This window comes from Teichococcus aestuarii (genome assembly GCF_003116135.1).
Lineage (GTDB): Bacteria > Pseudomonadota > Alphaproteobacteria > Acetobacterales > Acetobacteraceae > Pseudoroseomonas > Pseudoroseomonas aestuarii.
This window is the reverse complement of the sequence record NZ_PDOA01000012.1, coordinates 109421-128775: the sequence shown is the minus strand read 5'-3', so window position 1 is coordinate 128775 and position 19355 is coordinate 109421. Positions and strand designations below refer to the sequence as shown.

The window sequence follows — 19355 nt, the reverse complement described above, 5'->3', positions numbered from 1 at the left end:
AAAAGGCGGGCGGGACCTTCGCCCCGCCCGCCCGCCGCCGCTCCCGGCCCGGTGGCTCAGCCGACGATGGCGTTGGCCACCAGCAGCGTGACCAGTGCCGTGGCCCAGCCCAGCGTGGTGGGCACCGACCAGGTGAGCAGCTGGTGCTTGGCGTTCTTGACGCCGAGGATGCGGTTGATCACCCAGAAGTAGCTGTCGTTGAAGTAGCCGAACACCATGGAGCCGATGCAGGCCGCCTGCGCCGCGAGCGCCAGGTTCACCCCCTCGATCTGCGCCAGGATCGGCGCGGAGATGGAGGCGGCGGTGATGATGGCCACCGTGCCGCTGCCCTGGATCAGCCGCACCAGCGTGGCGATGACGAAGGGGATCAGGATCGCCGGCAGCGGCAGCGTGGCCACCCACTCGCCGATGTACTGGCCCGTGCCGCTGTCGCGCAGCACGCCGCCCAGCGCGCCGCCGGCGCCGGTGACGAGCATGATGATGCCGGCGCTCTCGACGCCCTTCTCCATCTCGCCCACCGCCTCGTCGCGCGTCATGTGGCCGGCCAGGCCATAGGCCGCGAGCGCCACGCCGATGCCGACCGCGATCACCGGATTGCCGATGAAGGCGCAGAGCTGCACCAGGGTGGACTGCGCCATCGCCGCGTCGCCGCTCGCCTTGGCGATGCCGGTGACGACGGTGTTGACGAAGATCAGCAGGATCGGCACCAGGATCGGCAGCACCGAGCGGGTCAGGGAGGGCAGCTCGCTCTCGCGCTTCGCCGCCGCCTCCTTGAACTGGCCGAAGGCCGCCGCCGCGTTGCCGCCCAGGGGCTCGCCCGTGTCGCGCAGGATCATCGCCTCGATGCGCGGGCCCATGGCGCGGGCGTACCAGATCAGCACGAAGGTGGCCGGCAGGGTCAGCACGATGCCCCACAGGATCATCATGCCGATGTCGACGCCGAAGATGCCGGCGGCGCCGAGCGGCCCCGGCGTCGGCGGCACCGCGTGGTGCGTCAGCATCAGGCCGCCGGCCAGCGCGATGCCCATGGTCAGCACCGACTTGCCCGAGTTGCGCGCCAGCGCGCGGGCCAGCGGGTTGAGGATGACGAAGGCGCTGTCGCAGAAGATCGGGATGGAGACGATGTAGCCGGTGGCCATCATCGCCCATTCCTCCTTCTTCTCGCCGAGCCAGCGGACGAAGGTGATGGCCAGCCGCTCCGCCGCGCCCGTCACCTCCAGGATGCGGCCCATCATCACGCCGAAGCCGATGACGAGGCCGATGGTGGCGAGGGTTCCGCCGAAGCCCTTGGTGATGGAGTTGACCACGGCGTCCGGCGCCATGCCGGCGGAAAGGCCGGCGATGGAGGCGGCGATGACCAGCGCCAGGATGGCGTGGATCTTGGTGCGGAGCACCAGGAAGATCAGCAGGGCGATGCCGAAGACAAGGCCGACGATCGCCGCCGGGCCGACTGTGCTAGCCGCACCGTTCATGGGGACTCTTCTCCGATAACGTTCTCGTCATTGGCGGCGGGCGACCCACGCCCGCCGCGCGTCCGTATCCTTGCGCGGGGGAAGGAGCCCGGCCCTTTCCCCCGCCCGGCCCTTCAGCCGATGAACTCGTCCTTGTACTGGCGCACCACCGCGTCGAAATCGGTGTCGCGGGTGAAGCCCAGCGCCAGCGGGCGCGCCACGTCGAAATCGCCCGGCCAGCTGCAGACGATGTCGATGATGCGCTGCTCCGGCTGCGCGGTGACGCGGGCGCGCGCCGCGGCGCCGCCGACGCGCTCCAGGCTCTCCAGCATCCCGGCCACGGTGACGCAGAGGCCCGGCAGGTTCAGCGTGCGCCGCCCCTCGAACTTCCCGCCCGGCACGGTGATGGCGTGGACGAGGTTGTCGATGACGGTGGCCGGCGAGGAGATCCACATGCGGGTCTCCGGCGGCACCGGACAGTTGGAGGCCTCGCCGTTCAGCGGCTCGCGGATGATGCCGCTGGCGAAGGAGGAGGCCGCCGCGTTCGGCTTGCCCGGCCGCACCACGATGGTGGGCAGGCGGCAGACGCGGCCGTCGATGAAGCCCTTGCGGGAATAGTCGTTGACGAGCAGCTCGCCGATCGCCTTCTGCGCGCCGTAGGAGGATTGCGGCAGCAGCGCCAGATCCTCCGGCACCACCTCGGGCATTGGCCCGCCGAACACGGCGAGGGAGCTGGCGAAGACGAAGCGCGGCGCGGTGCCGAGGGCGCGGCAGGCCTCCAGCAGGGCGCGGGTGCCGTCGAGGTTCACGCTCATGCCGAGGTCGAAATCCGCCTCCGCCTGGCCGCTGACCACGGCGGCCATGTGATAGACGGCCACCGTGTCCGGCGTCACCGCGGCGCGGATGAAGGCGGGGTCCGAGACATTGCCGGTGACGGAGGTAACGCGCGGGTCCTCGACCGTGCAGGGCGCCAGGTCCACCGAGACGATGGCATCGAAGGCGGGCAGCCCCTCCACCTGGCCGGTGCGCGCCAGCAGCGCCTTGATCAGCCGCGTGCCCAGGAAGCCGGCACCGCCGGTGACGATGATCTTCATGCGTGTTGTCCTGTCAGGAGGTCCTGCGGGCGGCCGGCATGGCGCGGGCTACCCGGCGATGTGCAGGGTGATGCCGGCGCGCCGTATGGCGTCCCGGACGGTGTCGGGCAAGCCGGCATCGGTGACGATGGCCGAAAGCGCCTCCAGCGGAACCGCGTTGAAGGTGCCGAGCTTGCCGTACTTCGTGCTGTCGGTGACGAGCACGCTCTCATCCGCGCTCTGCACGATGGCGCGCTTCACCGCCACCTTGTTCTCGGATGGCGTGGAGACGCCGCGCATGCCGAAGGAGGAGGTGGAGATGAAGGCGATGTCGAAGTTGAAGCGCCGCACCGCCTCCGCCGCCGGGTCGCCGACGCAGGAGCGGTTCTCGCGCTCCACCTCGCCGCCGGTGTGGTAGAGGCGGCAGGCGGCGTTGCGCATCAGGTGCGAGGCGATGACGAAGTCGTTGGTGACGACCGAGATGTCGTCGCGTCCGGCCAGGGCATGGGCGATCTCCAGCGTCGTCGTGCCGGCATCCAGATAGACCACGGCGCCGGGGCGGACCATGGTAGCGGCGAGCCGCCCGATGGCCACCTTCTCCCCGTGCCGCAGCCGCGCCTTGGCCAGGTGCGAGGGCTCGGTGAGGATCTTCTCCGGCAGCTGCACGCCCCCCGCCACGGTGGTGACGCGCCCCGCCCGCTCCAGCTGCTGCAGGTCGCGCCGCACCGTCATGTGCGACACGCCCAGCAGCTCGGTCAGCTCGGCGATGCTGAGCACGCCGCGGCTTTCCAGCCGGGAGACGATCAGGTTCTGGCGCTCGGCGGGGATCATGGGCGGCGGTTTGTCAGGTGGCGTCCGCCACCATCTCCTGCGCCTGGAAGAAGAAGCGCTCCTGGCCGAAATTGCCCGACTTCAGCGCCAGCGAGAGCGGCTTGCCCACCGCCCGCACCCAGGGCACGCCGGGCGCGATCTGCGGCCCGATGGCGAAGCCCCGGATGCCGAGCGACTGCGTGACGATGCCCGAGGTCTCGCCGCCCGCCACGATGAACAGGCCGAAGCCCGCCGCCTCCAGCAGCTTCGCCAGGGCGCCGAAGGTGTGCTCCACCGCCTCGCTGGCGCGGGCGGCGCCGAAGCGTTCCTGCACCGCCTTCAGTTCATCGGGCGGCATGGTGGCATAGACCAGCGGCGCCAGCCCGTCGCGCGGCTGCGCCTGCACCCAGGCGGCCAGCGCGGCGGCATAGCCTGCATCCTCCAGGCAGCGCGCGACATCGACGGCCAGGGACGGCGCCTCGGCGCGGTAGGCCGCCACCTGCGCGTTGGTCATCTGCGAGCAGGAGCCGGAGAGCACCACGGCGCGCCCGGCCACCGGGCGGCCGGCCTCGGCCGCCTGCGCCGCGTCGCCGCGCAGCTCCGTCCAGGCGCGGGCCATGCCGTCGGCGAGGCCGGAGCCGCCGGTGACGAGCTTCATCCCCGCCACGGCCTGCCCCATGGTGACGAGGTGGGCATCGTTCAGCGCGTCCAGCACGGCGTAGCGCACGCCCTCGGCCTTCAGCTTCGCCAGAGCAGCGCGCACCGCCTCGGGGCCCTGGTCCATCACCGTGCTCGGCACGTTGCCGGCGCGGCCCGCGGACTGCGCTTCCATCACGCGCATGATGTTGCTGTCCGTCATCGGCGTGACGGGGTGGTGGCGCATGCCGGATTCATGCAGCGGCACGCCGTTCACGAAGAGATAGCCGTTGTAGATGGTGCGGCCGTTCACCGGCAGCACCGGGCAGATCACCGTGAAATCCTCGCCCAGCGCGGCCAGCAGCGCATCCGTCACCGGGCCGATATTGCCCTTGGGCGTGCTGTCGAAGGTGGAGCAGTACTTGAAGAAGAATTGCGGGCAGCCGCGCGCCTGCAGCCAGCGCAGCGCGGCGAGGCTCTGCTCCACCGCCTGCTCCGGCGGGCAGGAGCGGGTCTTGAGGCTGATCACCACCGCATCGGCCTCCACCTGCAGCGCGTCGTCCGGCACGTCGTTGAGCTGGACGGTGCGCAGGCCGTTGGCCACCAGGAAGCCCGCGATGTCGGTGGAGCCGGTGAAGTCGTCGCCGATGACGCCGAGGCGCATGATCACTTCTCCCGCTTCACGCCGGGAAGCTGGATGCCGGCGAAGGTCTTGATGACGGCCGCGTCGTCCTCCTTGCCGTAGCCGGCGTTGGAGGCGTTGGCGAACATGGTGTAGGCGGTGGTGGCCAGGGGCAGCGGGAAGTTCATCGCCAGCCCGGTCTTGGTGACGAGGCCGAGATCCTTGACGAAGATGTCCACCGCCGACTTCGCCGTGTAGTCGCCATCGACCACGTGCTTCATGCGGTTCTCGAACATCCAGCTGTTGCCGGCGGCGTTGGTCACCACCTCGTACATGGTGCCGAGCGGGATGCCGGCGCGGGCGGCCAGCGCCATCGCCTCCGCCCCCGCCGCGATGTGCACGCCGGCGAGAAGCTGGTGGATGATCTTCACCGTGGCGCCGAGGCCGATCTCCTCGCCGATCTCGTAGACCTTGCCGGCCACCGCATCGAGCACCGGGCGCAGCCGGTCGAAGGCGGCGCGGGTGCCGGAGGCCATCACCGTCATCTGCCCCGCCGCCGCCTTGACGGCGCCGCCCGAGACCGGGGCATCGAGCGGCAGCAGGTCCTGCGCCGTGAGGCCGGCGGCGATCTCCTTCGCGTCCTCGGCCGAGATGGTGGCGGAGACCATGACGCCCGTGCCCGGGCGCAGCTTCGCCGCCAGCCCGTCCTCGCCGAACAGCACGGCCTTGCACTGCGCGGCGTTCACCACCAGCAGCAGCACCGCGTCCAGCTTCTCCGCGAAGGGCAGGGCGCTGGTGCCGGCCTCGGCGGCGCCGGCCTCGCGCAGGGCGCTGGTGGCGGCCGGGTTCAGGTCCACCCCGTAGGTGTGCAGCCCCGCCGCGAGGCAGGAATGCGCCGCCCCCATCCCCATCGAGCCCAGCCCGACGACACAGACATGGTAGGCGTTGCTGGGCGGCATGGCGGAACCTCGCGGTGTTAAAACTTGTGCATGACCGGTACGGTGCCGCCCTCATAGTCACAGCCTTCCGGGCTGTAAATCGCTCCGTCACCAAATTTTCACAAATCCGAACACACTGGCGTCAGGGCGCCGTGCGTGGCGGCTCCGCCTCGATCAGCCGGTGCACATGGCCGACATGCCCGGCCATTGCCGCCGATGCGCCCTCGGCATCGCCCTCCACGATCGCCCCGACGATGCGGGCATGCTCGGCGAAGGAGGGATGGTCGGGCGGCGGACCGCCGGGGCGCAGGCGCTGCCGGTCCCAGGTCAGGGTGCGGCGGAGCGTGGCGAGCTGGTCGAACAGGTGCAGCAGCGCCAGGTTGCCGGCCGCGGCGGCGATCTCGCGGTGCAGCCGCGCATCCTGCCCCTCGAAGCCGCGCCAGGACTGGCCGGGCGCGCAGCCATCGCGCAGCGCGGCGCGCAGGGCGGCGTGCTGGCGCGGCGTGGCGTGGCGGGCGGCCAGGGCGGCCAGCTGCGGCTCCAGCACCATCCGGGCCTGCCGCACCTCCTCCAGGCTGCTCCGCGCCGCCAGCTCGGCCACGCCGCCGATGGCGGCCAGCGGCCGCGACCCCAGGAAGGTGCCCTTGCCGACATGCCGCCAGAGCTGCCCATCCCGCTCCAGCGCCGCCAGCGCCTGGCGCAGCTCGGCGCGGGAGACGCCCAGCTCCTGCGCCAGGGCGCGCTCGGGCGGCAGGCGGCCGCTGGCCGGCAGGCTGGCCTTGGCCAGATAGGCCTGCAGCAGGGTCAGCACCGGCGCGCCGCCCTGCCCCGCCGCACCGTTCTCGTCACGCTCGTTCCGCATGGCCCCTGCCTTTAGGGCACGGCGCCCGGCCGCACCAAGGGCGGTTGACGCGCCGCCCCGACCCTTCTAACCAATCGGCGAATTGGTTTCGCGCCGCAAGGGCGGCGCGCCAGGAGGAGGGTTACGCCCATGCGCTACGTCGTCGAGCCGCCGCCGGAGGCCGTGGTGCCGGTCCAGGGCGAGGAGGGCGTGTTCCCCGTCCGCCGCATCTGGTGCGTCGGCCGCAACTTCGCCGACCATGCGCGCGAGATGGGCCATGACCCGGACCGCGAGCCGCCCTTCTTCTTCGCCAAGCCGGCCAGCGCCGTGGTGCCGGGCGGCGGCACCCTGCCCTTCCCGGTGCAGACCAAGGACCTGCACCACGAGATCGAGATGGTCGTGGCCATCGGCAAGGGCGGCCGCGACATCGCGGTGGAGGACGCCCTCTCCCATGTCTATGGCTATGCCATCGGCCTCGACATGACGCGGCGCGACATCCAGGCCGAGGCCAAGAAGCTCTCCCGCCCCTGGGAGCTGTCGAAGGGTTTCGACCAGTCCTGCCCGATCAGCGAGATCGTGCCCGCCGCCCGCATCGGCCACCCGGAGAAGGGCAGGATCGAGGTCACGGTGAACGGCAAGGTGCAGCAGACCGGCGACCTCAACCAGATGATCTGGACCGTACCGGAATCGATCGCCTACCTCTCCCGCTACGTGGAGCTGCTGCCGGGCGACCTGCTGATGACCGGCACCCCCTCCGGCGTCAGCGCCGTGAAGCCGGGCGATGCGCTGCACGGCGTCTGCGAGGGCGTGGGCGAGATCAAGGTCACCTACCAGACCGTCTGACCGGCGCCTCGGCGGCCGGAAACGGGAAAGAGCCCGGGGGAATTCACTCCCCCGGGCTCTTTTCGTCTGTCCGCCCGCAAAAAATTCCCTATCTCCCGCGTGGGTTCGCGCCGCCCCGTCCGTATCAGGGGGGACACGACGCGAGACCCATGCCGAACGCCCTTCTCTCCATCGCCGGCTGGGAGGCCCCAATCACCGAGCGGTCCTCCCCCGACGCGGCCCCCAAGGCGGGTGCGGTTCCGCCGCTGGCCCGCGACCGCGCGGCGGCCGCGGACGCGGTGCTGCTCGGCTGGGCGGCGGCGGGCGACCGGCTGGCCTTCGACCAGCTGGCCACCCGCCACCTGCCGGCGCTCTACCGCATCGGGCTGCGCATCACCGGCAGCGCGGCGGAGGCGGAGGAGGTGGCGCAGGAGGCATTGCTGCGCGCCTGGCGCAACGCCGCGCGCTTCGACCCGGCGCGGGGCCAGGTGGGCACCTGGCTGTACAGCATCGCCAGCCATGCCGCGATCGACCGCGCCCGCCGCGCCGCCCCCCTGCCGCTGGACGCCGCCCCCGAGACCGCCGACCCGGCGCCCGACCCGGAGGCGGCGCTGGCCGCGCGCGAGCGGCAGGCCCTGCTGGGCGCCGCCCTGCGCGAATTGCCACCCCGCCAGCGGGCCGCCCTGGCCCTCTCGCACGACCAGGGGCTGAGCGGGGCGGAGGCCGCCGCGGCCCTTTCCATCTCCACCCGCGCCCTGGAAGGGCTGCTGCGCCGCGCGCGCTTCCTGCTCGCCAGCCGGCTGCGCGGCATCCTGGAGTGACGCCCATGCGCCCCGAGACGTTTTCCGGGCTCCTCGACACCCACGGGGCGGACCCCGCGCGCTGGCCGCCCGCCGAGGCCGAGGCGGCGCGGCGGCTGCTGGCGGACTCCGCCGAGGCCCGGGCGCTGCACCGCCGCGCCCAGGCCCTGGCCGCGCTGCTCGACGAGAGCCTGCCCGGCCCGGATGCCCAGGCCCTGGCGCGAATGCGCGCGCGGCTGGCCCAGGCCGTGGCCACCGCGCCGCCGCCCGCGCCGGCCGGTGCCTCAATCTGGGACTCGCCCGGGGCCTCCCCCTGGGCCTGGCTGCGCCCGCTCTGGCCCGCCGGCTGCGGCGCGCTGGTGACGCTGGCCGCCTGCCTGCTCTGGCTGAACCTCGCCCCCGGCCCCGCCGCGCAGCCCTGGCTCGGCGCGCCGCCCCTGCTCGCCATGGTGGAACTGCCTGAATGAGACCCCCCGACTGGTCGCCCTGGCTGAAGGGGGCGCTCGGCGCCTCCCTGGCGCTGAACCTCGTGCTGGGCGGCGTGCTGCTCTCCCGCCCGGCAGGTGGCGGCGGCCCCAGCATCAGCCGCATGCAGGCGCAGATCGAGCGCGCCCTGCCGGAGGCGGACCGCGCCCTGCTCCGCCAGGCGCTGGAGGCCGGCCGGCCGCGCTACGAGCCGCTTCTGCAGGCGCTGCGCGAGAGCCGCCCGGCGGTGCGCGAGGCCCTGGCGCGCGAGCCCTTCGACGCCGCCGCTCTGCGGGCCGCCATGGCCCGCTCACGCCAGCGCTGGCAGGAGTTCAGCGCGCAGTACGACGACAGCCTGGCGAACGGCCTCGCCGCCCTCTCGCCCGAGGGGCGGCGGCTGATCGCGGCGGACATGGCGGCGCATGAGCAGCGCGGCCGGGAGAAGCGGAACTGACCATGCCGATGTCCCTGAGCCGCAAGGCGTGCCACGCCACGGCATGGTACCCGCTGGCGCTGCTGGCCCTGCTGGCCGCCTGCGGCCCGAAGCCGGAGCCGGCGCTCTCCGGCCTCGACCTGCCTGGCCGTTTCCTCGACCCCGCCGCCGCGGCGCCGGTGCGCTGGCCGGAGCCGGAATGGTGGCGCGGCTTCAACGCGCCGGCGCTGGATGCGCTGATGCAGGCGGCGATTGCGGGCAATTTCGACCTCGCCGCCGCCGCCGCGCGGGTGCGGCAGGCCGATGCGCAGCTGCGCATCGCCGGCGCCGCCCTGCTGCCGACGCTGGCGGTGGACAGCGGCGTCACCCAGTCCCGCAGCACCGCCTCCGGCCTTTCCCGCAACCGCAACGCGACGCGCTACGACGCCACCCTCACCGCCAGCTACGAGATCGATTTCTGGGGCCGCAACAGCGCCTCCGCCGAGGCCGCCGCGCAGAATGCCCGCGCCACCCGCTTCGACGCCGGCACGGTGCTGCTGACCACCGAGGCCTCGGTGGCCAACACCTATTTCAACCTCCTCGCCGCCGAGGAGGAGCTGCGCGTGCAGGAGGCCAACCTGGACGCGGCGCGCCGCACCCTGGGCGTGATCCGCCAGCAGGTGAACTTCGGCGTGGCCACGGGGCTCGACCTTGCGCAGCAGGAGACGGTGGTGGCCCAGGTGGAGGCCAACATCCCCGGCCTGCGGCAGAGCGCGGCGCAGAACCGCAACGCCCTGGCCCTGCTGACCGGCCAGCCGCCGCAGAGCTTCACCCTCGGCGCCGGTGCCTTCGACCGGCTGCGCATCCCCGAGGCGGCGCCGGGCCAGCCGGCCGACCTCCTGGCCCGCCGGCCGGACGTGCTGGCGGCCGAGGCCGGCCTGGCCGCCGCCAGCGCCAATGTGGCCGCCGCTCGCGCGGCGCTGCTGCCCAGCATCAGCCTCTCCGCCCAGGGCGGCTTGCAGTCGGCGGCGCTGGGCACGCTGCTGCGGCCGGAGGCGCAGTTCTTCTCCCTCGTCGCCGGGCTGGCGCAGACCATCTTCGACGGCGGCGCCCGGCGCGGCCAGGTGGCGCTGAGCCAGGCACAGGCGGAGGAGCTGCTGATCGAGTACCGCCGCGCCATCGTCGCCGCGCTGCAGGACACGGAGGACGCGCTGGTGGCGCTGCGCGAGACCACGGCGCAGGAGGCACTGCGCGCCGAGGCCAATGCGCGCGCCGAGCGCGCCTTCGGCATCGCCGAGGCGCAGCTGCGCGCCGGCACCATCAACCTGATCACCCTGCTGAACACGCAGCAATCCCTGTTCTCCACCCGCGTCAGCTTGGTGCAGGCGCGGCTCGCCCGGCTGCAGGCCGCCGTCGCGCTGTTCCGCGCGCTGGGCGGCGGCTGGCGATAGAGCCCTGGAACGCATGATGTCCCGCTCCCGCCTTCTCCTTCTGCTGTTGCTCGTCCTCGGGGCGGGCGGCGGCGGCTACTACCTCTGGAAGCAGCGCCAGGAGGCCGCCGCCCCGGCCGGGCAGAGCGCCGCCCAGACCGCGCCCGGAGCCCCGGGCGGCCGGCGCGGGCCGGGGGGCGGCATCCCGATCCCTGTCACCCTGGCGGCGGCGGCGCAGAAGGACCTCGTGCTGACGCTCGACGCGCTGGGCACGGTGCAGGCGCTGAACAGCATCACCGTCCGCTCGCAGGTGAGCGGGCAACTCATGGAAGTGCGCTTCCAGGAGGGGCAGGAGGTGAAGGCCGGCGAGATCCTGGCCCGCATCGACGACCGCACCTACGCCGCCGCCCTGGCCCAGGCCGAGGCCAGGAAGGCCTACGACCAGGCGCAACTGGAGAACGCCCGCGCAGACCTGCGGCGCTACCAGGGCCTGCTCTCGGCCAGCGGCGTGACCCGCCAGCAGGTGGACACGCAGCGCGCCCAGGTGGCGATGTACGAGGCGCAGGTGGCGCAGGACCAGGCGGCCATCGACACCGCACGCGCCCAGCTGGACTACACCACCATCCGCGCGCCGATCGATGGCCGCATCGGCCTGCGCGGCGTGGACGCGGGCAACCTGGTGAGCAGCGGCGATGCCACCGGCATCGTCACCATCACGCAGATGCGGCCCATCGCCGTCAGCTTCACCCTGCCGCAGGGCGAGCTGGCGCGGCTGCGGCGTGCCATGGCGGCAGGGCCGGTGACGGTGGAGACGCTGCCCGAGCCGGTCTCCGGCCAGGCCACCACGCGCGGGGCCGGCGCGCCGCCCGCCGCGGCCGCCGTGGCGCGGGCCGAGCCGGCGCGCGGCACGGTGCTGACCATCGACAACCAGATCGAGGCCACCACCGGTACGGTGCGGGTGAAGGCCGTGTTCCCGAACGACGACATGCGGCTCTGGCCGGGCGCCTTCGTCAGCCTGCGGCTGGCGATCGAGACGGTGCCGGGCGCCATCGTGATCCCGCTGGTGGCGGTGCAGCAGGGGCCGAACGGGCCCTATGCCTTCGTCGCGAAGCCCGACAACACGGTGGAGCAGCGGCCGCTCGCCCTGGGCGCCGTGACCCTGGCCGAGGCTGTGGTGCGTGAGGGGCTGAAGCCCGGCGAGCAGGTGGTGACCTCCGGCGGGCTGCGGCTGAACAATGGCAGCCGCATCGTCCCCGCCAGCGCCGAGGCGCCCGCCGGCGCCGCGCCGCCCGGCGCCGGGGCCGAGCGCCGCCCGCGCCGCCAGGCGGCCAATGGCGGCGGCACGCCATGAACATCGCCGCCCCCTTCATCGCCCGGCCGGTCGCCACCACGCTGCTGGCGGTGGCCGTGCTGCTGGCCGGGCTGTTCGGCTACATGCGGCTGCCGGTCTCCTCGCTGCCGGAGGTGGACTTCCCCACCATCGAGGTGACGACGCAGCTGCCCGGCGCCTCGCCGGATACGGCGGCGGTGCTGATCACCGCGCCGCTGGAGCGGCAGTTCGCGCAGATCGCGGGGCTGCAGGTGATGTCCTCGGTCAGCGGGCCGGGGGTCAGCCGCATCACGCTGCAATTCCGGCTGGACAAGAGCATCGACGAGGCGGCGCAGGACGTGCAGGCGGCGCTGGACGCGGCGCGCGGCACCCTGCCCTCCTCCCTGCCCTACCCGCCCGTCTATGCCAAGGTGAACCCGGCCGACCCGCCGGTGATCACCCTGGCGCTGACCTCGGAGACGCTGCCCATCATGCGGCTCTCCGACCTCGCGGACACGCTGATCGCGCAGAAGCTCTCCCAGGCCAGCGGCGTCGGCCGCGTCACGGTGCAGGGCAACATGCGCCCCGCCGTGCGGCTGCGGGTCGATCCGCTCCGGCTGGCGGCCTATGGCCTCAGCATGGAGACGGTGCGCACCGCCGTCACCGCCGCCAACCAGAACAGCCCGAAGGGGTCGCTGGATGGGCCGCGCCAGGCCTCCTCCATTCTCGCCAACGACCAGATCAACTCGGCCGCCGAGTTCGCCGACGTCATCATCGCCTGGCAGGGCAACGCGCCGGTGCGGCTGCGCGACGTGGGCGAGGCGGTGGAGACGCTGGAGAACGAGCGCAACGGCGCCTGGTTCAACGGCCGCCCCGCCGTGCTGATCGACGTGCAGCGCCAGCCCGGCGCCAACATCGTGCAGACGGTGGAGCGCATCCAGCGCCTGCTGCCCGAGTTGCAGGCCGCCATCCCCGCCGGCGCCCGCCTCCAGGTGGTGTCCGACCGCACGGAGACGATCCGCGCCTCGGTGCATGAGGTGCAGCTCACCCTGGTGCTGGCGATCGCGCTGGTGGTGGGGGTGATCTACCTGTTCCTCGGCAGCGGGCGGGCGACGCTGGTTCCCGCCGTGGCGCTGCCGCTCTCCATCGTCGGCACCTTCGGCATCATGGCGGTGATGGGCTACTCGCTCGACAACCTCTCGCTGATGGCGCTGACCATCGCGACGGGCTTCGTCGTCGACGACGCCATCGTCATGATCGAGAACATCGTGCGGCTGATCGAGAAGGGGATGCGCCCGCTGGAGGCCGCCTTCGAGGGCTCCAGGCAGATCGCCTTCACCATCGTCTCGCTCACCCTCTCGCTGGTGGCGGTGTTCATCCCGCTGCTGTTCATGGAGGGGGTGATCGGCCGGCTGTTCCGCGAATTCGCCGAGACGCTGACCGCCGCCGTGCTGGTCTCCATGGTGGTCTCGCTGACGCTGACGCCGATGATGTGCGCCCTCGTCCTGCGCGGCGGGCACCAGCCGGGCTGGAGCACGCGCTGGTTCGAGAACGGCTTCGAGCGGATGCGCCTCGGCTATGGCCGGGCGCTGGCCGTCACCATGCGCCACCAGGGGCTGACCCTGCTGGCGGCGCTGCTGACCGTGGCGCTCACCGCCTGGCTCTACGTCGTCATGCCCAAGGGCTTCCTGCCGGTGCAGGATACGGGGCTGATCAGCATCACCACCGAGGTGCCGCAGGATGCCTCCTTCGCCCGCTCGGCCGAGGCGCAGGCGAAGCTGGCCGAGGTGGTGCGCCAGGACCCCGCCGTGGCCTCCGTCACCGCCGTGGCCGGCGCCGGCGCGCTGAACCCGGCGCAGAACACCGGCCGCATCACCGCCATCCTGCGCCCGCGCGCCGAGCGGGGGCTCGACGCGCAGGGCGTCATCGAGCGGCTGAAGCCGAAGCTGGCCGAGGTGCCGGGCATCGTCGCCTACCCGCAGGCGGTGCAGGACATCCAGATCAGCCCGCGCATCAGCACCACCCAGTACCAGTACACCCTGACCGATTCCGACGCCGCCACCCTCTCCCTCTGGGCGCCGCGCGTGCTGGAGCGGCTGCGCGCCCTGCCCGGCCTGCGCGACGTGGCGACCGACCAGCGCGACGAGGGGCTGCGCCTGGCCATCGAGGTGGACCGCGACCGCGCGGCGCGGCTCGGCGTCTCGATGCAGGCGATCGACAACGCCCTCTACAACGCCTTCGGCCAGCGGCAGATCTCCACCATCTACGGCCAGAGCAACCAGTACCGCGTGGTGCTGGAAGCCTCCGACCGGCTGCGGCAGGACCCCACCGCCATCGGCCAGCTGCGCGTGCCGGGCGCCGACAACGCCCAGGTGCCGCTGGCCGAGATCGCCCGCTTCACCCGCACCAGCGGCCCGCTGCTGGTGACGCGGGAGAACCAGTTCCCCGCCGTCACCATCAGCTTCAACCTGGCGCCGGGCATGGCGCTGGGCCAGGCGATCGCCGACATCACCGCCGCCGGCCAGCAGATCGGCCTGCCCGACAGCATCGCCGGCCGCTTCGCCGGCGACGCGGCGGAGTTCGCCTCATCGCTGGAGGGGCAGCCCTGGCTGATCCTGGCCGCCGTGGTGGTCATCTACATCGTGCTCGGCGTGCTCTACGAGAGCTTCATCCACCCCATCACCATCCTCTCCACCCTGCCCTCGGCCGGCATCGGCGCGCTGCTGGCGCTGGAGCTGTGGGGGCTGGATCTCTCCGTGGTGGGGCTGATCGGCATCATCCTGCTGATGGGCATCGTCAAGAAGAACGCCATCATGATGATCGACTTCGCGCTGGAGGCGCAGCGCGACCACGGCATGAGCCCGCGCGACGCGATCCGCGAGGCGGCGCTGCTGCGCTTCCGCCCGATCATGATGACCACCGCCGCCGCCCTGCTCGGCGCCCTGCCTCTGGTGCTGCAATCGGGCGTTGGCTCCGAGCTGCGGCTGCCGCTCGGCGTCTCCATCGTGGGCGGGCTGCTGCTGAGCCAGCTCGTCACGCTGTTCACCACGCCCGCGGTCTATCTGGGGCTCGAGGAGCTGCGCGCCGTGCTGGGCCGGCGCGGCCGGGAAAAGGCGGCCTGAGGCGATGTTCTCCATCTCCGCCCCCTTCCTGCGGCGGCCGGTGGCCACGGTGCTGCTGGCCGTCGGGCTGGCGCTGGCCGGGCTGGTGGCGCTGCGCGAGCTGCCCGTCTCGGCCATGCCGCGCGTCGATATCCCGACGCTGTTCGTCAGCGTCAGCCAGCCCGGCGCCAACCCGGAGACGCTGGCGGCCACCGTCATCGCGCCGCTGGAGCGGCGCATCGGCGAGGTGGCGGGCATCACGGAGATGACCTCCTTCGCCAGCACCGGCACCGGCAACATCATCATCCAGTTCGACCTCTCCCGCACCCAGTCGGACGCGGCGCGGGACGTGCAGGCGGCGGTGAACGCGGCGCGCGAGGACCTGCCCTCCGGCCTGCCCAACCCACCCAGCATCCGCAAGATCAACCCGGCCGACGCGCCGGTGCTGATCCTGGCCATGACCGCCGACACGCTGCGCGCCAGCGCGCTCTACGACGTGGCGGACAGCATCGTGGCGCAGCGCCTGGCGCAGGTGAAGGGTGTCGCGCAGGTGCAGGTGGGCGGCGCCGACCAGCCGGCCGTGCGCATCGCGGTGAACCCGGACGCGGCGGCGGCGGCGGGCGTTTCCTTCGAGGACATCCGCACCGCCGTCACCCAGGCCAACATCACCCAGCCGGTGGGGCATATCGAGGGGCCGGAGCAGGCCACCAGCCTCGCGGTGAACGACCGGCTGGACCGCGCCGCGCAGTACGCGCCGCTGGTCATCCGCACCGCGGAGGGGGGCGTGCTGCGCCTGTCGCAGATCGCCAGCGTCACCGACGCCACCCGCTCCCGCCGCCAGGCCGCCTGGTTCAACGAGCGCCCGGCCATCCTGATGATGGTCTTCAAGCAGGCCGACGCCAACGTGCTGGAGGTGGTGGACGGCGTGCGCGCCATGCTGCCGCAGCTGGAGCGCTGGGTGCCCGGCGGCGTGCGCATCGAGACGATGAGCGACCGCTCCGGCACCATCCGCGCCAGCGTCGAGGAGGTGGAGCTGACGCTGCTGATCACCGTGGCGCTGGTGATCGGCGTGGTGGCGCTGTTCCTGCGGCGCACCGGGCCGGTGGTGGCGGCCAGCGTCACCGTGCCGCTCTCGCTGCTCGGCACGCTCTTCGTCATCTGGCTGATGGGCTACTCGCTCAACAACTTCTCGCTGATGGCGCTGATCGTCTCGGTGGGCTTCGTCGTCGACGACGCCATCGTCATGATCGAGAACATGGCGCGGATGCGCGAGCGCGGCATGGCGCCCTTCGAGGCGGCGCTGGAGGGCGCGCGACAGATCGGCTTCACCATCGTCTCCATCACCCTCTCGCTGGTGGCGGTGTTCATCCCGCTGCTGGCGATGGAGGGCATCGTCGGCCGGCTGTTCCGCGAATTCTCCGCCACCATGGCCATCGCGGTGCTGATCTCGGCGGTGCTGGCGCTGACGCTGACGCCGATGCTGGCCGCCCATCTCGGCCGTGCCGAGGAGCGCCCGCCCGGCCGCTTCGGCCGCGCCTTCGAGGCGGGCATGGACGGGATCATCCGCGGCTACATGTGGTCGCTGGGCTGGGTGCTGCGCTTCCGCTGGCTGTCGCTGCTGGCCAGCCTCGGCTTCCTGGTGCTGACGGTGTGGCTCTACATGAGCGTGCCCAAGGGGCTGTTCCCGGAGCAGGACACCGGGCTGCTGGCCGGCAACGCCCAGGCGGCGCCGGACACCTCCTTCGCCACCATGGTGGGCTACCAAGAGCAGCTCACCCGCATCATCCTGCGCGACCCGGCGGTGGCCAGCGTCGGCTCGCAGATCGGCGGCAGCAGCTGGAGCGGCGGCACCAACACGGGGCAGTTCTACATCGCGCTCAAGCCGCGCGCCGAGCGGGATGCCTCGGCGGCGCAGGTGATCGAGCGGCTGCGCGCCCCGCTCGGCCGCGTCCCCGGCGTCAACGCCTTCCTGCGCGCGCAGCAGGATCTGTTTGTGGGCGGCCGGCCGGGCAACGCCGCCTATTCCTACATCCTGCTCGGCACCGACCTGGAGGAGCTCCGCACCTGGACCAACACCATGGTCGAGAAGCTGCGCACCGTGCCCGGCATCGCCGATGTCTCCAGCGACCAGGAGCGCTCCGGCCTCACCAACCGCGTCATCATCGACCGCGACGCGGCGGCGCGGCTCGGCGTCTCCATCACCGCCATCAGCAGCGCCTTCAACAACGCCTTCTCGCAGCGGCAGATCTCGACGCTCTACGGCGCCCGCAACCAGTACAAGGTGGTGCTGGAGATCGACCCTGCCCTGCAGCAAGGCGCGGTGCAGCTCGACCGCATCTTCGTCCCCGGGCGGGACGGCGCGCAGGTGCCCCTCGCCGCCGTGGCGCGGGTGGAGCGGGACGTGGCGCCGCTGCGCGTCACGCATCGCGGCCAGTTCCCGGCCACCACCATCAGCTTCAACCTCGGCCCCGGCCTGGCGCTGGGCGACGCCACGGCGCTGGTGCAGCAGGCCGAGCGCGAGGTGATGCTGCCCGGCACGCTGCGCGCGCAATATGGCGGCAACGCCGCCGCCTTCCAGGATTTCAGCCGCTCGCAGCCGCTGCTGATCCTGGGCGCGGTGCTGGCCATCTACATCGTGCTGGGCGTGCTCTACGAGAGCTTCATCCACCCGCTGACCATCATCTCCACCCTGCCCACGGCGGGGTTGGGCGCGCTGCTGGCCATGGTGATCACCGGCATCCCGCTCTCGGTGATGGCGCTGATCGGCATCATCCTGCTGATGGGCATCGTCAAGAAGAACGCCATCATGCTGGTGGATTTCGCGCTGGAGCATGAGCGGGAGAAGGGCATCGGCGGCGAGGAAGCCATCCTGGCCGCCTGCCGGGACCGCTTCCGGCCGATCCTGATGACCACGCTTGCCGCGCTGCTCGGCGCGGTGCCGCTGGCGGTGGGCACCGGCACGGGGGCGGAGATGCGCCAGCCGCTCGGCATCACCATCATCGGCGGGCTCGTCGTGTCGCAGCTGCTGACGCTCTACACCACCCCGGTCATCTTCCTGGCGCTCGACAGGCTGCGGCACCGTGGCGGGGCGCTGGTGCCGCGGCGGGCATGAAAAAAGAAAGGCGGGGAAGAATTCCTTCTTCCCCGCCCCCCATCATCTTCTTCCTGTCCGTCACGCAGCCTGCGGCAGTTCCTCCGCCACGTCGCCCAGCATGGCGCGGTCGGCCACCTCGGCCAGGCGGGCCCGGTCGAAGCCGTTGAAGCCGGTGCGCAGGCAGGCGCCATAGGCCCCGAGCTGGCCGATCTCGATCCAGTCGCCCTCCCGCACATCCTCCGGCAGCTCGAAGGGGCCGCGCATGATGTCGGCGCTGTCGCAGGTCGGGCCGAAGAGCGAGAAGCCGCGCCGCACCGGCGAGGCGCCGCCCTCCGGCCGCAGCAGCCGCGCCGGGAAGCGGAAACCCGGCGCACCGGCATCGGAGAGGCTGCCATAGACGCCATCGTTCACGTACAGCATCCCGCCGCGCCGCATCTGCACCTGCACCACCACGGAGCCGCCGGCGGCGGCCAGGGCACGCCCCGGCTCCGCCCACAGCTCAGCCTGCGGCAGGCCCAGCGCCTCGAAGGCCGCCTCGATCTCGGCGAAATAGGCGCCGAGCGGCAGCGGCTCGATCTCCGGATAGGCCACCGGGAAGCCGCCGCCGACATCGACCACCTCGACCGCCACCCCGGCCATGCGGATCGCCTGGCCCGCCAGCGCGATGGCACGCCGGTAGGCCAGCGGGTCCATGCACTGCGAGCCGACATGGAAGGAGATGCCGAGCCGCGCCGCGTGCGGGCGCGCCGCGCGCAGCAGGGCCACCGCCTCCTCCAGCCCGGCGCCGAACTTGCCGGAGAGGTCGTACAGCGCACCGCCCCCTGGCGGCGGCGCGATGCGCACCACCAGCCCCAGCCCATCGGCCGCGCCGGCGCCCGTCTCCGCCAGGATCTTCGCGAGCTCGCTCGCATCGTCCAGCACGAAGTCGCGCACGCCCTGGTGCTCCCACGCCTCGCGGATGGCGGGGCGGGACTTCACCGGATGCATGAAGTGGATGGCGGCCTCGGGGAACAGGCTGCGCACCAGCGCCACCTCGGCGGCCGAGGCGCAGTCGAAGTGCCGCACGCCGCCTTCCCAGAGCGCGCGCAGCACGGCGGGCTCCGGGTTGCACTTCACGGCGTAGAGCACGGTGCCGGGGAAGCCGCCGACGAAGTCCCGCGCCGCCTCGGCGATGACAGCCGGGCGCAGGCAGAGCACCGGCTCGGCCGGGCGCTCGGCGGCGACCAGCGCCTCCACGCTGGGCAGGCGCGCCTCGGAACGCAGGGAACGGCGCAGCGGCGCCACGGCGGAACGCGAGCGGATCAGGCCCATGGACGGAACCCCCACAACATCGGAGCGGAACGGGACGAGAAGAGAAGACGGGCGACGGCGTCAGACCGGGGCGTCAGGCCCCGGCGGATGCGTCAGGCGATGTTGCGATGGTCTGGCATCGCAGCGGTCCGGTCACCGAACATAGCCACTTCCTTCCAGTGAAGCCGGCCCACGGAAATGGCCGGCACGAGCGAGAAGGACGCGTTTACGTCGTTGCTGTGCCCTGCTCTGCGGGGCTCG

General features: G+C 72.5%; 15 protein-coding genes. 8 read left to right on the top strand and 7 right to left on the bottom strand.

Annotated elements, in window-relative coordinates; all coding sequences use genetic code 11:
* Positions 1-56: 56 nt before the first annotated feature.
* From CR165_RS16960 to CR165_RS16935, 6 genes are all read right to left on the bottom strand, one after another.
* Positions 57-1472, bottom strand: coding sequence for a GntP family permease (locus tag CR165_RS16960; protein WP_109518128.1), 1416 nt, complete (start codon positions 1470-1472; stop codon positions 57-59).
* Positions 1473-1585: 113 nt separating this feature from the next.
* Positions 1586-2545 (bottom strand): D-erythronate dehydrogenase, encoded by a 960-nt coding sequence (gene denD / locus CR165_RS16955; RefSeq protein ID WP_109518127.1) that lies wholly within the window; start codon positions 2543-2545, stop codon positions 1586-1588.
* Positions 2546-2593: 48 nt separating this feature from the next.
* A complete protein-coding gene (locus tag CR165_RS16950; protein WP_109518126.1) occupies positions 2594-3355 on the bottom strand; it encodes a DeoR/GlpR family DNA-binding transcription regulator in 762 nt (253 codons plus the stop codon).
* A gap of 13 nt (positions 3356-3368) precedes the next feature.
* A complete protein-coding gene (gene otnK / locus CR165_RS16945) occupies positions 3369-4634 on the bottom strand; it encodes a 3-oxo-tetronate kinase (RefSeq protein WP_109518125.1) in 1266 nt (421 codons plus the stop codon).
* A 2-nt stretch (positions 4635-4636) separates the two neighbouring features.
* The gene (gene ltnD / locus CR165_RS16940) at positions 4637-5551 is read right to left on the bottom strand and encodes an L-threonate dehydrogenase (RefSeq protein ID WP_109518124.1); all 915 of its coding nucleotides are present in this window, start codon (positions 5549-5551) and stop codon (positions 4637-4639) included.
* 121 nt (positions 5552-5672) lie between these two features.
* On the bottom strand, positions 5673-6392 hold the full coding sequence (locus CR165_RS16935) for a FadR/GntR family transcriptional regulator (protein WP_109518123.1): 720 nt from the start codon (positions 6390-6392) through the stop codon (positions 5673-5675).
* Between the two features lie 129 nt (positions 6393-6521).
* Here CR165_RS16935 and CR165_RS16930 point away from each other — a divergent pair, with 129 nt between their 5' ends.
* The 8 genes from CR165_RS16930 to CR165_RS16895 all read left to right on the top strand — a co-directional run bounded on the left by CR165_RS16930 (position 6522) and on the right by CR165_RS16895 (position 17822).
* On the top strand, positions 6522-7214 hold the full coding sequence (locus CR165_RS16930; protein ID WP_109518122.1) for a fumarylacetoacetate hydrolase family protein: 693 nt from the start codon (positions 6522-6524) through the stop codon (positions 7212-7214).
* Positions 7215-7363: 149 nt separating this feature from the next.
* The gene (locus tag CR165_RS16925) at positions 7364-8014 is read left to right on the top strand and encodes a sigma-70 family RNA polymerase sigma factor (protein WP_109518121.1); all 651 of its coding nucleotides are present in this window, start codon (positions 7364-7366) and stop codon (positions 8012-8014) included.
* A gap of 5 nt (positions 8015-8019) precedes the next feature.
* Positions 8020-8460: a hypothetical protein gene (locus CR165_RS16920; RefSeq protein WP_109518120.1), complete on the top strand. Its 441-nt coding sequence runs from the start codon at positions 8020-8022 to the stop codon at positions 8458-8460.
* Positions 8457-8912: a periplasmic heavy metal sensor gene (locus CR165_RS16915; RefSeq protein ID WP_109518119.1), complete on the top strand. Its 456-nt coding sequence runs from the start codon at positions 8457-8459 to the stop codon at positions 8910-8912. Before CR165_RS16920 ends, CR165_RS16915 begins: the two co-directional genes overlap by 4 nt.
* 2 nt (positions 8913-8914) lie before the next feature.
* Positions 8915-10321, top strand: a complete 1407-nt coding sequence (locus tag CR165_RS16910) for an efflux transporter outer membrane subunit (protein ID WP_245906507.1) — start codon at positions 8915-8917, stop codon at positions 10319-10321.
* Positions 10322-10337: 16 nt separating this feature from the next.
* Positions 10338-11651: an efflux RND transporter periplasmic adaptor subunit gene (locus tag CR165_RS16905; RefSeq protein WP_181378212.1), complete on the top strand. Its 1314-nt coding sequence runs from the start codon at positions 10338-10340 to the stop codon at positions 11649-11651.
* A complete protein-coding gene (locus tag CR165_RS16900) occupies positions 11648-14731 on the top strand; it encodes an efflux RND transporter permease subunit (RefSeq protein ID WP_109518117.1) in 3084 nt (1027 codons plus the stop codon). Before CR165_RS16905 ends, CR165_RS16900 begins: the two co-directional genes overlap by 4 nt.
* 4 nt (positions 14732-14735) lie before the next feature.
* Entirely contained in the window at positions 14736-17822 is a 3087-nt protein-coding gene (locus tag CR165_RS16895; protein WP_109518116.1) for an efflux RND transporter permease subunit, read from the top strand.
* A gap of 60 nt (positions 17823-17882) precedes the next feature.
* On the opposite strand, the gene CR165_RS16890 is transcribed toward CR165_RS16895, so the two are convergent.
* Entirely contained in the window at positions 17883-19115 is a 1233-nt protein-coding gene (locus CR165_RS16890; RefSeq protein WP_109518115.1) for a type III PLP-dependent enzyme, read from the bottom strand.
* Positions 19116-19355: the final 240 nt, after the last annotated feature.

Coding starts and splice junctions, on each gene's coding strand:
- CR165_RS16960 (WP_109518128.1), bottom strand. CDS start 1,472: ATGAACGGTGCGGCTAGCACAGTCGGCCCGGCGGCGATCGTCGGCCTT.
- denD (WP_109518127.1), bottom strand. CDS start 2,545: ATGAAGATCATCGTCACCGGCGGTGCCGGCTTCCTGGGCACGCGGCTG.
- CR165_RS16950 (WP_109518126.1), bottom strand. CDS start 3,355: ATGATCCCCGCCGAGCGCCAGAACCTGATCGTCTCCCGGCTGGAAAGC.
- otnK (WP_109518125.1), bottom strand. CDS start 4,634: ATGCGCCTCGGCGTCATCGGCGACGACTTCACCGGCTCCACCGACATC.
- ltnD (WP_109518124.1), bottom strand. CDS start 5,551: ATGCCGCCCAGCAACGCCTACCATGTCTGTGTCGTCGGGCTGGGCTCG.
- CR165_RS16935 (WP_109518123.1), bottom strand. CDS start 6,392: ATGCGGAACGAGCGTGACGAGAACGGTGCGGCGGGGCAGGGCGGCGCG.
- CR165_RS16930 (WP_109518122.1), top strand. CDS start 6,522: ATGCGCTACGTCGTCGAGCCGCCGCCGGAGGCCGTGGTGCCGGTCCAG.
- CR165_RS16925 (WP_109518121.1), top strand. CDS start 7,364: ATGCCGAACGCCCTTCTCTCCATCGCCGGCTGGGAGGCCCCAATCACC.
- CR165_RS16920 (WP_109518120.1), top strand. CDS start 8,020: ATGCGCCCCGAGACGTTTTCCGGGCTCCTCGACACCCACGGGGCGGAC.
- CR165_RS16915 (WP_109518119.1), top strand. CDS start 8,457: ATGAGACCCCCCGACTGGTCGCCCTGGCTGAAGGGGGCGCTCGGCGCC.
- CR165_RS16910 (WP_245906507.1), top strand. CDS start 8,915: ATGCCGATGTCCCTGAGCCGCAAGGCGTGCCACGCCACGGCATGGTAC.
- CR165_RS16905 (WP_181378212.1), top strand. CDS start 10,338: ATGTCCCGCTCCCGCCTTCTCCTTCTGCTGTTGCTCGTCCTCGGGGCG.
- CR165_RS16900 (WP_109518117.1), top strand. CDS start 11,648: ATGAACATCGCCGCCCCCTTCATCGCCCGGCCGGTCGCCACCACGCTG.
- CR165_RS16895 (WP_109518116.1), top strand. CDS start 14,736: ATGTTCTCCATCTCCGCCCCCTTCCTGCGGCGGCCGGTGGCCACGGTG.
- CR165_RS16890 (WP_109518115.1), bottom strand. CDS start 19,115: ATGGGCCTGATCCGCTCGCGTTCCGCCGTGGCGCCGCTGCGCCGTTCC.